This window comes from Mesorhizobium sp. INR15 (assembly GCF_015500075.1).
Classification (GTDB): Bacteria; Pseudomonadota; Alphaproteobacteria; order Rhizobiales; family Rhizobiaceae; genus Mesorhizobium.
Genome location: NZ_CP045496.1, coordinates 5,584,078 through 5,597,605, shown reverse-complemented (window position 1 = coordinate 5,597,605; position 13,528 = coordinate 5,584,078). Strand labels below are relative to the sequence as shown.

Genomic DNA, 13,528 nt, shown 5'->3' with positions numbered 1-13,528 from the left:
CTCACTCTATGGGATAGATCATGCTCTATCTGTCCGACGCCTGCCAGCGCGGATTGATCCATGGTTCCTGGTTGGACGGCGCCAGTGGCGTGCGGCCAAGAATATGGTCGGACGCCTTCTCGCCGGTCATGATCGACGGCGCGTTGAGGTTGCCATTGGTGACGCGCGGGAAGATCGAGGAATCGGCGACCCGCAAGCCGTCGACACCGATGACCCGGCATTCCGGATCGACGACGCTCATCAGATCATCCGCCCGGCCCATCTTGCAGGTGCCGCAAGGATGATAGGCGCTTTCGGCATGATCGCGGATGAACATATCGAGCTCGTCGTCTGACTGGACCTGGCTGCCGGGGGAGATTTCCTTGCCGCGAAAAGCGTCAAATGCCGACTGGCCGAATATCTCGCGGGTCAGCCGGATGCAGTGGCGGAAGTCTGTCCAGTCGTCCGGATGCGACATGTAGTTGAAGCGGATCACCGGGTTCGCCCGGGCATCGGGCGAGCGCAGCGTCACCGAGCCACGCGACTTCGAGCGCATCGGGCCGACATGTGCCTGGAAACCATGCGACTTGGCGGCTGCCTTGCCGTCATAGCGAACGGCGGCCGGGATGAAGTGATACTGAATGTCGGGATAGTCTACGCCGGCGCGTGAGCGCACGAAGGCGGCCGCCTCGAAATGGTTGGTCGCGCCAAGGCCGGTTTTGAAGAACAGCCACTGCGCGCCGATCAATGCCTTGGAAAACGGATTGAGCACCGAGTTCAGCGTGATCGGCTGTGTCGATTCCTGCTGGATGTAGAGCTCCATATGGTCCTGCAGGTTGCGGCCGACGCCGGGCCGGTCAGCCACCACGGCAATGCCATTGTCCCTGAGATGTTCAGCCGGGCCAATGCCCGAAAGCATCAGGATCTTGGGCGAATTGATCGACGACGCCGCGACAATCACCTCACGCCGCGCCTTAACGACCTGAATCTGTTTGTGAGCTTCGATCTCGACACCGATGGCGCGTTGATTCTCGATGATCACCCGCCGGGCAAAGCCTTTGACCACGCTGACATTCTTGCGCTTCAGCGCCGGCTTGAGATAGGCGCTCGCCGCCGACCAACGGCGGCCGCCTCGGATGGTCTGCTCCATCGGCCCGAAGCCTTCCTGCTTCGAGCCATTATAGTCGTCGGTCAGTTCAAAGCCGGCCTGATGGCCAGCCTCGACGAAGGCACCATAGAGCGGATTCTTGCGCGGGCCACGCTGGACATGCAGCGGGCCGCCGTGACCTCGCCAGCCATCCTCGCCGCCATCCGAGTCTTCCATGCGCTTGAAATAGGGGAGCACATCAGCAAACCCCCAGCCGGCCGCACCTTCCTCGGCCCAGTGGTCGAAGTCGCGTGCATGGCCGCGCACATAGACCATGCCGTTGATCGAGGACGAGCCGCCGATGACTTTGCCGCGCGGTGTCGCCAGCACGCGGCCGCCAAGATGCGGCTCCGGCTCGCTGGCAAAGCCCCAGTCGTAGAGGCTCATGTTGAGCGGGATCGAGAGCGCGGACGGCATCTGGATCAGCGGCCCGATATCGGTGCCGCCAAACTCGATGACGATGACCGAATGCTTGCCGTCTTCCGACAGGCGGTAGGCCATGGCCGAGCCGGCCGAGCCAGAGCCGATGATGACGAAATCCGCTTCAAGCATGGTTTATGCGCGCCCATCGTTCATATGCGTGATGAAATCGGCGAGCGAAACATTGCCGCCTGTTGCCACCACGAGCACGGTCTTGCCGGCCACATCCACCTTGCCGCCGAGCAGTGCCGCTAGCGATGCCGCGCCCGACGGCTCCAGCACCAGCTTCATCCGCTCGAAGGCAATCCGCATCGCGCGCCGCACCGACTGATCGTCGACGGTGATGCCGCGAACGCCCGCTGTCTTCACCGCCGCGAACGGCGCGTCACCCGGCCGGCGCGACATCAGCCCGTCGCAGATCGACTTCGGCCCGATCGGCATGGTTTCGATGCTGCCATGCGCCAGCGACGAGCCCATGCCGTTGAACCCTTCCGGCTCGACGCCGATGATCTCGGTGCGCGGAGACAGGTAGTGGAACGCCAGCGAAACGCCGCCGATCAGCCCGCCGCCGCCAACCGAGCAGAACAGCAGATCGGCTTGCGCATCCTTGGCGGCAAGCTGGTCGAGCGCTTCGAGGCCGGCGCCGGCCTGGCCGGCGACGATTTCGGGGTCGTCGAACGGGTGTAGCAGGGTGAGGCCTTCGGTCTCGGCGATCTCGCGCGCCTTGGCGGCCGCCACTTCCTCACGCGCCCGCTCGCCGTGATCGGTCAGCACGACGCGTGCGCCATAGGCTGCCGTTGCGTCCCGCTTGGCGGCGGGTGCATCGATCGGCATGACAATGGTGACGGGAATGCCGAGCGCCTGGCCGGCAGCCGCAAGCCCTTGCGCGAAATTGCCGGAGGAATAGGCAACGACGCCTTTTGCAGCTTCGGCAGGCGACAGCCGCTTCAGCCGCCAATAGGCACCGCGCACCTTGAACGAACCGGCCCATTGCAATGATTCCGGCTTGATGAAGACACGCGCGGCGCCGGTCTCTGTGGCAAGTGCGGCCGATTCCAGCAGCGGCGTAACCTGCGTCGCCTTGGCTGTGACGGCATAAGCCTGCCTGAGATGATCAAGGGTAGGGACCATGGTTTCAGTCATCATTCGCCTCGTGGAAAACGTTTCTGCTCTTCGAGCACGTCGAGATTCATGTGGTTGCGCATGTAGCGTTCCGAGGCTTTTTGCAGCGGCTGGAATTCCCAGGGATAATGCGTGCCGTTGCGCAGGGCAGGATAGACGACCCAGCGGCGCGCCTGGCTTTCCCGCACGGCGGCATCGAACGCGGCCATGTCCCAGCGCGCCCGAATCTTGTCCATAAAAGCCGCCACCAAAGCCGCATGTGCCGGATCGGCGGCGAGATTGCTCAACTCTTGCGGATCGGCGTCCATATCAAACAGTTGTGACGGATCGATCTCGCAATGGACGAATTTGTAGCGACCGTCGCGGATCGCCACCATCGGCGCATTGGTGCCTTCGGCAGCGTATTCCATCAATACCGGTGCGGTCCGCGCGTTGCCGTTGAGCAGTGGCAACAGCGACTGGCCGTCGGTCCATGGTGCGATTGCGGTCATGTCGATGCCGGCAAGGTCGCAGAGCGTTGGCGTCACGTCGAGATTGGAGACCGGCGTCTCGTGCAGGCCGGCTGGAATGCCTTTGCCGGCGATCATCAAGGGTACCCGTGCGGAGCCCTCAAAGAAGTTCATCTTGAACCAAAGGCCGCGCTCGCCGAGCATATCGCCGTGGTCCGAGCAGAACAGGATGATCGTGTCGTCGAGCATGCGGGTACGCTCGAGCACCGACAACAACTCACCGACCTTGTCGTCGAGATAGGAGATGTTGGCGAAATAGCCGCGACGCGAGCGGCGGATCTGCTCCGGCGTGATGTCGAAGCTGTCATAATCGCTGGCGCGGTAGAGCCGCTGCGAATGCTGGTCCTGGCTGTCGTAAGGGATGAAACCGATCTCGGGGTCCAGCGCCGGGCAGTCCTCATAGAGGTCCCAATATTGCCGCCTCGCAACGTAGGGGTCGTGCGGATGGGTGAAGGAAACGGTCAGGCACCAGGGCCGGCATGAAGCATCGTCGGAGGTGCGGGAGAGATCATAGAGCTTCTGCACAGCGTGGAAGGCGACCTCGTCGTCATATTCCATCTGGTTGCTGATCTCGGCGACGCCGGCGCCGGTCACAGACCCCAGATTGTGATACCACCAGTCGATACGCTCGCCGGGCTTGCGATAGTCCGGGGTCCAGCCGAAGTCGGCGGGATAGATATCGGTGGTCAACCGCTCCTCGAAGCCATGCAACTGGTCCGGTCCAACGAAATGCATCTTGCCCGACAGGCAGGTATAATAGCCGGCAGCGCGCAAATGATGGGCGAAAGTCGGGATCGACGAGGCGAATTCAGCCGCGTTGTCATAGACTTGCGTGCGAGAGGGCAACTGGCCACTCATGAACGAGGCGCGGCCAGGTGCGCAAAGCGGTGATGCTGTGTAGTTGTTGGCAAACCGTGCCGAACGCGCGGCCAGCGCCTTCAGATGCGGCGCATGCAGAAAGTCCGCCGGGCCATCGGAAAACAGCGTGCCGTTGAGCTGATCGACCATGACGATCAGGAAATTGGGTTTTCTGGCGGTCACTGTTTTCGCCGTCCACTGAGTTTTGTTTCGAGATAGTCCTCGACCAGCGCAATCGCGGTCGCGGCGTCGGGCACGCCATCCTTCAGCGCCCGTCTGATATAGAGTCCGTCGATCATGGCGGCTGTCGCCTCGGCGACGCGGTCGGCTTCGGCCCTGGGCAGGATGCCGATAAGCCCGCTCATCAGGTTGGAATGCAGCCGGCGCGCATAAACGCGAAGCAGCCGCCGCAAAGCCGATGACTTCTGCGCTTCAACATAGAAGGCAAGCCAGGCCGCTATGGTTTCCGGCTGGAACTGAATATCCGAGAAGTTCACCGCAACGACCGCCGAGACGCGGGCCCGCGGCGTGGTGGCAAGGCGCAACGCCTGCCGCATGTCGATGGTCAATTCGGCCAGGATGTGCCGCATTGTCGCCAGCAACAGCTCGTCCTTGGCGCCGAAATAGTGATGGGCAAGGGCGGATGAGACGCCAGCACGGCCGGCGATTTCCGACATCGTCACGTCAAGTGAACCGCGTTCGCCGATCGCCGAGATCGTCGCATCGATCAGCGCCTTGCGGCGCAACGGTTCCATTCCAACTTTCGGCATGCTGCTCCAACCCGTTCGGGCAATGATTATTTTATTGACGGATCAATCAACAAAAATCCTGCCCTGTTTCAGGCTCTGCACCAAGCGATTTTCTGACAGCAGCCCTTCACGAGTTCGGAAAAGTGGTTCATATTTGAACAATAGTCATAGTGCGCATGCCACGCGATCCCGTGCTAGGCTGGCGCGAAGGATGGAGACTGTCATGACAGCATGCATCGTTGGCTGGGCGCATTCGCGTTTCGGCAAGCTCGAAGGCGAGACGCTCGAAAACCTGATCGTCAAGGTGGCGACTGACGCACTCGACCATGCTGGCATCGGCCCCGACGAGGTCGACGAGATCGTGCTCGGTCATTTCAACGCCGGCTTCTCCGCCCAGGATTTCACCGCCAGCCTCGTCCTGCAGGCCGACGACCGCCTGCGTTTCAAGCCGGCGACGCGTGTCGAGAACGCCTGCGCCACCGGGTCAGCGGCGGTCAGGCAAGGCATTCGCGCCATTGATGCCAATGCCGCCCGCATCGTGCTGGTGGTCGGCGCCGAGCAGATGACGACGACACCCGGGCCTGAGATCGGCAAGAACCTTCTCAAGGCTTCCTACCTGCCCGAGGACGGCGATACCCCGGCCGGTTTTGCCGGCGTTTTCGGCAAGATCGCGCAGGCTTATTTCCAGCGTTACGGCGACCAGTCGGATGCGCTGGCCATGATTGCCGCCAAGAACCACAAGAATGGCGTAGACAATCCCTATGCACAGATGCGCAAGGATTTCGGCTATGATTTCTGCCGCCAGGAGAGCGAGAAGAACCCGTTCGTCGCCGGCCCCTTGAAGCGTACCGACTGCTCGCTGGTTTCAGATGGTGCCGCCGCCCTTATCCTTGCTGATACCGCGACAGCGCTGAAGATGCGCCGCGCCGTCGCCTTCCGCGCCAATGAGCATGTCCAGGACTTCCTGCCGATGTCGAAGCGCGACATCCTGACCTTCGAAGGCTGTGAGCAGGCCTGGGGCAGGGCGCTGAAGTCCGCCGGCGTGACGCTTGACGATCTGTCCTTCGTCGAGACGCATGACTGCTTCACCATCGCCGAGTTGATCGAATATGAGGCCATGGGCCTGGCGAAGCCGGGCGAGGGCGCCAGGCTGGCGCTGAGCGGCGAGACGGCCAAGGACGGGCGGTTGCCGGTCAATCCCTCAGGTGGTTTGAAGGCAAAGGGCCATCCGATCGGCGCAACCGGTGTGTCGATGCACGTCTTGACCGCCATGCAGCTTGTCGGCGAAGCCGGGGGCATCCAGGTGCCTGGCGCCAAACTTGGCGGCATCTTCAACATGGGCGGTGCTGCCGTCGCTAACTACGTTTCAATTCTCGACCGGATCAGGTAAACCGCCGGCAATTTGCTGGAGGTGAGATGACAAATCCGGTTCTGATCGAGGTTCTGCGCGGCGCCATCGTCGAGAGCGCCCATCGCGGTGCGGTCGCGGTTTTCGATGCCGACGGCAAATCGGTGCTGGAGATTGGCGATACGTCGCGTCCGGTATTCCCGCGCTCCGCTGTCAAGGCGATCCAGGCGCTGCCGCTTGTCGAAAGCGGCGCCGCCGATGCCTATGGTTTCGGCAACCGCGAACTGGCGCTCGCCTGCGCATCTCATTCCGGCGAGCCCGCGCATGCCGAGCTGGCGCGAGCGATGCTGGCCAAGGCCGGGCTGGACGGAAACGCCCTGGAATGCGGCACGCACTGGCCTTCGAACCACGACGCGGAGATTACGCTCGCCCGCGCCGGCGGCACGCCGAACGCGCTGCACAACAATTGCTCGGGCAAGCACTCAGGCTTTCTCTGCACCTGCGTGCACGCCGGCATTGCCCACCAGGGATATGTCAAGGCTGGCCACGCCCTGCAGGAGATGGTGCGCGACGCGATGCAATCTGTGACGGGCGCTAGGCACGGCGCAGATGAACGTGCGACCGATGGCTGCTCGATCCCGACCTACGCCGTGCCACTCAAGAGTTTTGCCCTTGGCTTTGCCCGCATGGCAACGGCAAGAGGTTTCGGTCCAGAGCGCGCCAAGGCTGCCAAGCGGCTGTTTTCGGCCTGTATGGCCGAACCGTTCTTCGTCGCCGGCACCGGCCGCGCCGATGTTGCCCTGATGGAAGCCGCACCCGGACGAATTTTCGCAAAAGGCGGCGCCGAAGGTGCCTACTGCGCGGCAGTGCCCGAACTTGGGCTGGGTATCTCGCTCAAATGTGATGATGGCGCGGGCCGGGCTGGCGAAGCCATGGTTGCCGCCATCCTTGCCAAACTGCTTCGCTCCGATGAGGCCTTGGCCGCCAAGTTGAGCGACCTTGCCAATGCACCGATTGAAAGCCGGGTCGGCGCCAAGGTTGGTGCGCTCCGGCCAACCGCCGCGTTGAGCTGAAGATTTGCGCTCAACTGACGTGATTGCGCTCGACGGTCAGGTGTGCGTAGCCGGTATTGGCCGATGACGTCAGATCGCCGGTCGCCCGCTCGGCCCAACGTTGGCCGATAACGGCACCGTTTCGAGCGCCGTCGATGACATTGTCGGAAATGACCGCGGTGCCGGCACCCTCCACCACCGACACGACGATGCCTGTTCCAGCCTTGCGAATGATGTTTCCTGTCGCAATGACGTTGCGCAGGAACGGCCCCCAGCCGATCTGCATCCCGTAGAGCGGTGCGTTCTCGACAACGTTGCCGGAAACGGTTGTATCGGCCTCGACACTGATGCCAACACCAAACCCTGGAGAGTCAGGCGGGTAGGGACCGGTGGTCGAGAGATTGCGCACGATGTTGCCGGAGCAGACACCGATGCGGCCGCCTTCGTTGAAATTGACGATCGAGATGCCGTTGGCGGCGCCATCGACAATGTTGTTGCCGATGATGGCGCCTTCGAACGAGAATTCGGAATAGACCGCTGTCTCGCCCGACCGTGAGCAGGTGTTGCCGGTGATCTGCAAGTTGCTGGCGCTGTTGGCGCGGATTGCTGAAAACGCACAATCCGCCACGACGTTGCCGGAGATGACGACATTGCCGGCACGGAACGCATTGATGCCGTTGCCGTTCTGGCCGGTCCCGCCGTTGCGCGCCTGGATGCGTTCGACGCGATTGCCGGTCACCATGGTGCCGTCCTCCGCAACCTGCCAGCGATGCACCAGGATGCCGCCATTGGCGCAGTCGGACACGGTGTTGCCAGATATCGCCAGTCCGCTGGCCTCGACTGAATAGATCCCGGCATCGGCCGCGCCTGAGATATCGGAGCGCTCGACCCGGCCCGAAACATGTTCGAGTGCCAGCCCGTTCTTGCCGCTACCGGTGATCTGGCAATTGTCGACGACGAGATGGCCAACGCGGCGCAGATCGAGCAGGCCTTGCGCGTAATCGCCCATTGAACGGTTCGAACCATCGAAGACCAGCCCGCTGAGTTCGATATGGTCGGCCTGTTCGGCCATCAGCAGATGGCCGTCGCCGCCATAGACGATCCGTGACGCGCCCGGCACGCCGGACAGCCGCACGCGGGCAGGCAGCGACAGGTTGGACACGACATAGGTGCCGGGCGGCAAAAACACTGGCATGTCGCGGTCACTGGCATCCCGCAGCAGCTTGGCGAAGGCCTTGCTCTGGTCGTCGAAAGTGCCCGGCTGTACGCCAAGCTCCGTGGCGTTTATCGAGCCGCGCATGGAGGCTTTTTCGATGCCTGGCAGACTGACGGCCGCGGCCTTGCCGAGCGCAAGGCCGATGACGGCAAAGCCGGCGGTTCCTCTAAGCAGCGTTCGTCTGTTCAACATCGGCACAGATTCCTGGCGTTTACTCAATCACCCAGCAGGGATCATGCCAAGCCTGAGCATCTCGTCCCGGCACAGCCATGGCTTGTGAAGTCGGGCGACCGCGCCTAAATTCAGAGAATGAGCAGAGCTTTTACCCGCGAAGAAGACAGCGAAAACGCCATTGCCGGCATCGGCGAGAGACCGGTAAGCGCGCATCGCAATCTGGTGACCGAGCATGGCTTGGCGCAGATCGAGGCTGAGTTGAGCGGCCTGCGCGATGAGCTTGCCAAGGCCGAGAAGAAGGCCGATCGCGAACGCATCGCGGTGTTCTCACGCGACCTGCGCTACTGGGCCGCGCGGCGCGAGAATGCCGAGCTTTCCGTCCCGGAGCCGGATAGTGATCTTGTCCGCTTCGGAATGGGTGTGACGCTCGAAGGCGATGACGGCCGCAAGGTGCATTGGAAGATCGTCGGCGAGGACGAGGCCGATCCTGCCAAGGGAAGTATTTCCCACGTCTCGCCGATGGCCGTCGCCTTGTTTGGCAAGAAGGTCGGTGATGTTGCGAGCGTCAACGGCAAGGAATGGGAAATCGTCAAGCTGAGCATCGGCGGATAGGTTACCGCCAGCATTCAAGCCTCGATCTTGACGACATGGTCGCGGAAGAACGCAACTGCACCCGCTTCATCGATCTCGTTCGCAGCGACAGCCATCACGAATTGGTAAAGGGTACCGTTGTCGGCAGTCAGAACATGGCCGTTGATGACAAGGAACGCGCCGGCGGCAACGATGGCCGTACGTTTGTTGCCATCGACAAAGGCATGATTTCTGGCAATCCCGAAGACATAGGCCGCTGCCAGATCTTCAATAGACGGATCGCCGTAATTGGCCTTGTTCTCGGCACGAGCCAGCGCGGATTCGAGGGCATTTTCGTCCCTCAATCCTTGAGCCCCACCATGCCTGCGCAACTGCTCGGCATGCATTGCTTCGACAGCACGGCGTGACAGGAACTCCCAGCTCATTCGGCGAGCTTCTGCAGCGCGACCTTGTACTTGTCCATGACCTTGCGGGCGGCTTCCATCTGCCGCTCGAAGCTGTCGTCGACCGGCTCAAGGGCAATACCCTTGTCCGTTTCGACGATCTGAAGCTGATCGCCTGTCTTCATGTTCAAACGGTCAAGCAACTCCTTGGGCAGGATCACACCTTCGGAATTGCCGATTTTGCGGATGGTGGTGTTCATAGCGAATATCCTGTTGCAACGCCGATTATAACTTAACCGACGTGTTGTTGCAACGGATATTATAACCTAGGCCGCCAACAACCGGTCCATCAGCCGGTCGGCTGCTTCCGGGATGACTGTACCCGGAGGGAATATCTCGGCGGCACCAGCCTGCAAGACAGCTTCATAGTCCTGCGGCGGAATAACTCCACCGGCGACGATCACCAAATCGCCGCGACCGAGCCTTTTCAGCGCATCGCGCAACTCTGGGATGAGCGTCAGGTGACCCGCCGCCAGCGACGAGGCGCCGATGATATGCACGTCATGCTCGACCGCGAGTTTGGCAATCTCTTCCGGCGTCTGGAACATGGCACCGACAGTCACGTCGAAACCAAGATCGGCAAAGGCGGTGGCAATCACCTTCTGGCCACGGTCGTGCCCGTCCTGTCCCATCTTGGCGACCAGGATGCGCGGCTTACCGCCGGTTTGCTTTTCGAACGCCTCGATCTTTTCCTGCAGCCGATCGACGACAGGATTTTCGCCAAGCGCGTTGCGATAGACGCCTGAAATTGTCTGCACGGTGGCGACATGGCGCCCAAAGATCTTTTCCAGCGCCAGCGAAATCTCACCGACCGTGGCATTGGCGCGGGCCGCGCGGATCGCGAACTCCAGAAGGTTCTCGCCGCTTTCGGCGGCACGCGACAGTGCGTCAAGCGCGCTCTCGACCGAGGCAACGTCGCGCGTGCCTTTCAACCTTTGCAGTTTCGACAATTGCCGCGCCCTGACCTCGGCATTGTCGATCTTCAGCACATCGACCTTGATATCCGTCTCGGGCCGGTGTGCGTTGACGCCGACCAGCATCTGCTCGCCGGAATCGATGCGCGCCTGGGTGCGGGCGGCCGCCTCCTCGATGCGCAGCTTGGGAATGCCTTGCTCGGTCGCGGCGGCCATGCCGCCAAGGCTCTCGACCTCATCTATATGGGCAAGCGCGCGCGCCGCCAGATCATGCGTCAGCCGTTCGAGATAGGCGGAACCACCCCAGGGATCGATGATCCGCGTCGTGCCAGATTCTTTTTGCAGGATGAGCTGCGTGTTGCGGGCGATACGGGCCGAATGGTCGGTCGGCAGCGCCATCGCCTCGTCGAAGGAATTTGTGTGTAGCGACTGGGTGTGGCCCTGCGTTGCCGCCATCGCCTCGATCATGGTGCGGATGATGTTGTTGTAAGGGTCCTGCGCGGTCAGCGACCAGCCAGATGTCTGGCAATGGGTGCGCAGGGACAGCGAGCGCTCGTCCTTGGGCGAGAAATTCTTCTTCATCAGGCTCGCCCACAACAGGCGGGCTGCCCGGAGCTTGGCGACTTCCATGAAGAAATTCATGCCGATCGCCCAGAAGAACGAAAGCCGCGGCGCGAAGCGGTCGATGTCGAGGCCGGCCGCGACACCGGCACGGGCATATTCGATGCCATCGGCGATGGTGTAGGCGAGTTCAAGGTCGGCCGTCGCGCCGGCTTCCTGCATATGGTAGCCGGAGATCGATATCGAATTGAACTTCGGCATGTGCCGGGACGTGTAGGAGAAGATGTCCGAAACGATCCGCATCGACGGCTTTGGCGGGTAGATATAGGTGTTTCGGACCATGAACTCCTTCAGAATGTCATTCTGAATGGTTCCGGCCAGATCCTTTTGCGCAACGCCCTGTTCTTCAGCCGCGACGATGTAGAGCGCCATGATCGGCAGCACTGCGCCGTTCATGGTCATCGACACCGTCATGTCGCCAAGCGGAATGCCATCGAACAGCTGGCGCATGTCGAGGATGGAATCGATGGCGACACCCGCCATGCCGACATCGCCGGCGACGCGCGGATGGTCACTATCATACCCGCGATGCGTGGCGAGATCGAAGGCGACCGACAGGCCCTTTTGGCCGGCCGCAAGATTGCGCCGGTAGAAGGCGTTGGATTCCTCAGCTGTCGAAAAACCGGCATATTGCCTGATCGTCCAGGGCTGCTGGACATACATGGTCGGGTAGGGGCCGCGCACAAAGGGCGGCACGCCGGGATAGGTATCGAGATGCGGCAGACCCTTGAGGTCGCCCTGATTGTACAGATGCTTGACCGAAAGCCCTTCCGGCGTCAGCCGCTGGCCCTTCACGTCGACTGCCGCCCGGCGCGGTGGCGCCCATCCGATCTGGCTGAAGTCAGGGATCAAGATGCGGCTCCGATCGATTGGTCGATGCGCACCGGATACAGTGGCTCGCACACCGCCACGCCCTCTGTGAAGGCGGGACGCCTCTCGGCGGCCAAAGTCTCGACCGGGCGCTCACTTTTCAAGGGATAGAGTGTCGTGCCGATGAGGGTCCGTTCGCCTGCCAGATAGGCAGCTTTCCGCTGTGCTGCCGATGCATGGACACGGCCCTGGATATGTCCTTCCTGGAGGCTGGACAGCACGCCGCCTTCGGCCTCGATCGCCTGGAACTCCACCCAGGCGGCTTCGCAGAGTTCGGCGGTCAAAGCTTCGACACCGCCCGACCCATAGGCTGGATCGGCGACATGATCGATATGGCTCTCATTGGCCATGATCAACTGCGCGTTGCGCGCCACGCGCCGGGCGAAACCCGCCGGCAACCCGTGCGCGATCGTGTGCGGCAGGATCGAGATCGAATCGGCGCCGCCGGATGCCGCCGCGAAGCAGGCGATTGTCGTGCGCAGGATGTTCGTCTCCGGATCCATCGCCGCCATCATGCGAAACGACGTTTCGGCGTGCACATTGGCGGTTGATGTCGGGATCGAGCAGGCTTCCTGAACCCTGGCCCACAGCCTGCGCAGCGCCCGCGTCTTGGCCATGGACAGAAACTGGTCCTGATCGACGCTGAGCGCAAAGCCGATATGGGGTGCGGCGTAGACAAGCGGCTGGCGCGCCGTTTCGAACATTCTGAGATAGGAGACAGCCGAAGCCAGCATGGTGCCAAGCTCTTGCGCCTCCGTCGCGCCGGCATTGTGGAACACGCGACCGTCCGCTTCGAGCAGCACGCCGGGCACGCCCATCGAGAAGAAATGCGCCAGCGATTGCGGCATTGATGCCTGCAATGCTTCGATCGACATGCGCAGCCTGCCGGTCCCAGCGAAGATCGCCGCCGGGTCGATGCCAAAGGAGAGGTTGAGTTTTGCCGGGTCAGAGCGGCGCTTGCCCAGGAACGCCACCAGCCAGTCGGCCACCGCGCGGCTCCAAGGATGGGCGTCGATACGGATCTGGGTGCGGTTGAGCGGCACGCCGTCGAGTACTGTTTCCAGCGCCTTCGCGGTCCTCGGCAGGCCATAGCCGAATGCGTTCGGCGCGCCCTCGAAGACCAGAGACAATCCGGTGGCGCCCTGTGCAACGTCTTCCAGAGCCTGAGCCTTGGCGCGGTCAACGTCGGGATCGTCGATACGCTGGCTGACGATCCAGGGTGACCTGGGGTTTGCGCGCACGATCGGTTCGGCGACCGCGGCACGGCCATAGAGCGGTTCGATGCGGATATTGTCGTCGGTATGCGAGACCAGCTTTTCCTCGAAGGATGCGCCGGCCAATGCCTTTTCGGCCAAGGCCAGCCATCGTTGGCGCTCAGCACTCATGGGTTCGACATCCTTGGTCAAGGCACCGGCGCCCATCCGTTTTCCTCGTTGCTGTTCGGCCGCATGAGCCTGGAGCACTTCAGTCTATGATCCCCGACCGTATATCGCAATGCGACGCGCTTACCACTGC

The 13,528-nt window shown here is 62.2% G+C and carries 12 protein-coding genes; 3 read left to right on the top strand and 9 right to left on the bottom strand.

What is annotated here, in order from left to right:
- Nucleotides 1–25 precede the first annotated feature (25 nt).
- Genes betA through betI form a run of 4 tightly spaced genes read right to left on the bottom strand, consistent with a single transcriptional unit; the run spans nucleotide 26 to nucleotide 4,805 of the window.
- Nucleotides 26–1,678 (bottom strand): choline dehydrogenase, encoded by a 1,653-nt coding sequence (gene betA / locus GA829_RS27390; protein WP_195175693.1) that lies wholly within the window; start codon nucleotides 1,676–1,678, stop codon nucleotides 26–28.
- Nucleotides 1,679–1,681: 3 nt separating this feature from the next.
- A complete protein-coding gene (locus tag GA829_RS27385) occupies nucleotides 1,682–2,689 on the bottom strand; it encodes a threonine/serine dehydratase (protein ID WP_195175692.1) in 1,008 nt (335 codons plus the stop codon).
- The gene (gene betC, locus GA829_RS27380) at nucleotides 2,689–4,218 is read right to left on the bottom strand and encodes a choline-sulfatase (protein ID WP_195175691.1); all 1,530 of its coding nucleotides are present in this window, start codon (nucleotides 4,216–4,218) and stop codon (nucleotides 2,689–2,691) included. Before betC ends, GA829_RS27385 begins: the two co-directional genes overlap by 1 nt.
- Nucleotides 4,215–4,805 (bottom strand): choline-binding transcriptional repressor BetI, encoded by a 591-nt coding sequence (gene betI / locus GA829_RS27375; protein ID WP_195175690.1) that lies wholly within the window; start codon nucleotides 4,803–4,805, stop codon nucleotides 4,215–4,217. The genes betC and betI overlap by 4 nt, the downstream gene beginning before the upstream one ends.
- A gap of 202 nt (nucleotides 4,806–5,007) precedes the next feature.
- On the opposite strand from betI, the gene GA829_RS27370 reads away from it, so the two are divergent.
- On the top strand, nucleotides 5,008–6,174 hold the full coding sequence (locus GA829_RS27370; protein WP_195175689.1) for an acetyl-CoA acetyltransferase: 1,167 nt from the start codon (nucleotides 5,008–5,010) through the stop codon (nucleotides 6,172–6,174).
- A 26-nt stretch (nucleotides 6,175–6,200) separates the two neighbouring features.
- Nucleotides 6,201–7,205 carry an asparaginase gene (locus tag GA829_RS27365; protein WP_195175688.1) on the top strand — a complete coding sequence of 335 codons (1,005 nt, stop codon included), beginning with the start codon at nucleotides 6,201–6,203 and terminating at the stop codon, nucleotides 7,203–7,205.
- Nucleotides 7,206–7,215: 10 nt separating this feature from the next.
- On the opposite strand, the gene GA829_RS27360 is transcribed toward GA829_RS27365, so the two are convergent.
- On the bottom strand, nucleotides 7,216–8,592 hold the full coding sequence (locus tag GA829_RS27360) for a TIGR03808 family TAT-translocated repetitive protein (RefSeq protein ID WP_195175687.1): 1,377 nt from the start codon (nucleotides 8,590–8,592) through the stop codon (nucleotides 7,216–7,218).
- 117 nt (nucleotides 8,593–8,709) lie between these two features.
- On the opposite strand from GA829_RS27360, the gene greA reads away from it, so the two are divergent.
- Nucleotides 8,710–9,186 (top strand): transcription elongation factor GreA, encoded by a 477-nt coding sequence (greA, locus tag GA829_RS27355; protein WP_195175686.1) that lies wholly within the window; start codon nucleotides 8,710–8,712, stop codon nucleotides 9,184–9,186.
- A gap of 14 nt (nucleotides 9,187–9,200) precedes the next feature.
- Here the strand turns inward: greA and GA829_RS27350 are convergent, their stop codons facing one another.
- The 4 genes from GA829_RS27350 to GA829_RS27335 form a co-directional block, all read right to left on the bottom strand.
- The gene (locus GA829_RS27350) at nucleotides 9,201–9,590 is read right to left on the bottom strand and encodes a type II toxin-antitoxin system death-on-curing family toxin (protein WP_195175685.1); all 390 of its coding nucleotides are present in this window, start codon (nucleotides 9,588–9,590) and stop codon (nucleotides 9,201–9,203) included.
- On the bottom strand, nucleotides 9,587–9,808 hold the full coding sequence (locus GA829_RS27345; protein ID WP_140732770.1) for an AbrB/MazE/SpoVT family DNA-binding domain-containing protein: 222 nt from the start codon (nucleotides 9,806–9,808) through the stop codon (nucleotides 9,587–9,589). Before GA829_RS27345 ends, GA829_RS27350 begins: the two co-directional genes overlap by 4 nt.
- A 66-nt stretch (nucleotides 9,809–9,874) precedes the next feature.
- Nucleotides 9,875–11,995 carry a methylmalonyl-CoA mutase gene (scpA, locus tag GA829_RS27340; protein WP_195175684.1) on the bottom strand — a complete coding sequence of 707 codons (2,121 nt, stop codon included), beginning with the start codon at nucleotides 11,993–11,995 and terminating at the stop codon, nucleotides 9,875–9,877.
- Nucleotides 11,992–13,434 (bottom strand): methylmalonyl-CoA mutase subunit beta, encoded by a 1,443-nt coding sequence (locus GA829_RS27335; RefSeq protein ID WP_195175683.1) that lies wholly within the window; start codon nucleotides 13,432–13,434, stop codon nucleotides 11,992–11,994. Before GA829_RS27335 ends, scpA begins: the two co-directional genes overlap by 4 nt.
- Between the last annotated feature and the right edge of the window lie 94 nt (nucleotides 13,435–13,528).

Coding starts and splice junctions, on each gene's coding strand:
- GA829_RS27335 (WP_195175683.1), bottom strand. CDS start 13,434: ATGGGCGCCGGTGCCTTGACCAAGGATGTCGAACCCATGAGTGCTGAG.
- GA829_RS27385 (WP_195175692.1), bottom strand. CDS start 2,689: ATGACTGAAACCATGGTCCCTACCCTTGATCATCTCAGGCAGGCTTAT.
- GA829_RS27345 (WP_140732770.1), bottom strand. CDS start 9,808: ATGAACACCACCATCCGCAAAATCGGCAATTCCGAAGGTGTGATCCTG.
- GA829_RS27370 (WP_195175689.1), top strand. CDS start 5,008: ATGACAGCATGCATCGTTGGCTGGGCGCATTCGCGTTTCGGCAAGCTC.
- betI (WP_195175690.1), bottom strand. CDS start 4,805: ATGCCGAAAGTTGGAATGGAACCGTTGCGCCGCAAGGCGCTGATCGAT.
- GA829_RS27350 (WP_195175685.1), bottom strand. CDS start 9,590: ATGAGCTGGGAGTTCCTGTCACGCCGTGCTGTCGAAGCAATGCATGCC.
- greA (WP_195175686.1), top strand. CDS start 8,710: ATGAGCAGAGCTTTTACCCGCGAAGAAGACAGCGAAAACGCCATTGCC.
- GA829_RS27365 (WP_195175688.1), top strand. CDS start 6,201: ATGACAAATCCGGTTCTGATCGAGGTTCTGCGCGGCGCCATCGTCGAG.
- GA829_RS27360 (WP_195175687.1), bottom strand. CDS start 8,592: ATGTTGAACAGACGAACGCTGCTTAGAGGAACCGCCGGCTTTGCCGTC.
- betA (WP_195175693.1), bottom strand. CDS start 1,678: ATGCTTGAAGCGGATTTCGTCATCATCGGCTCTGGCTCGGCCGGCTCG.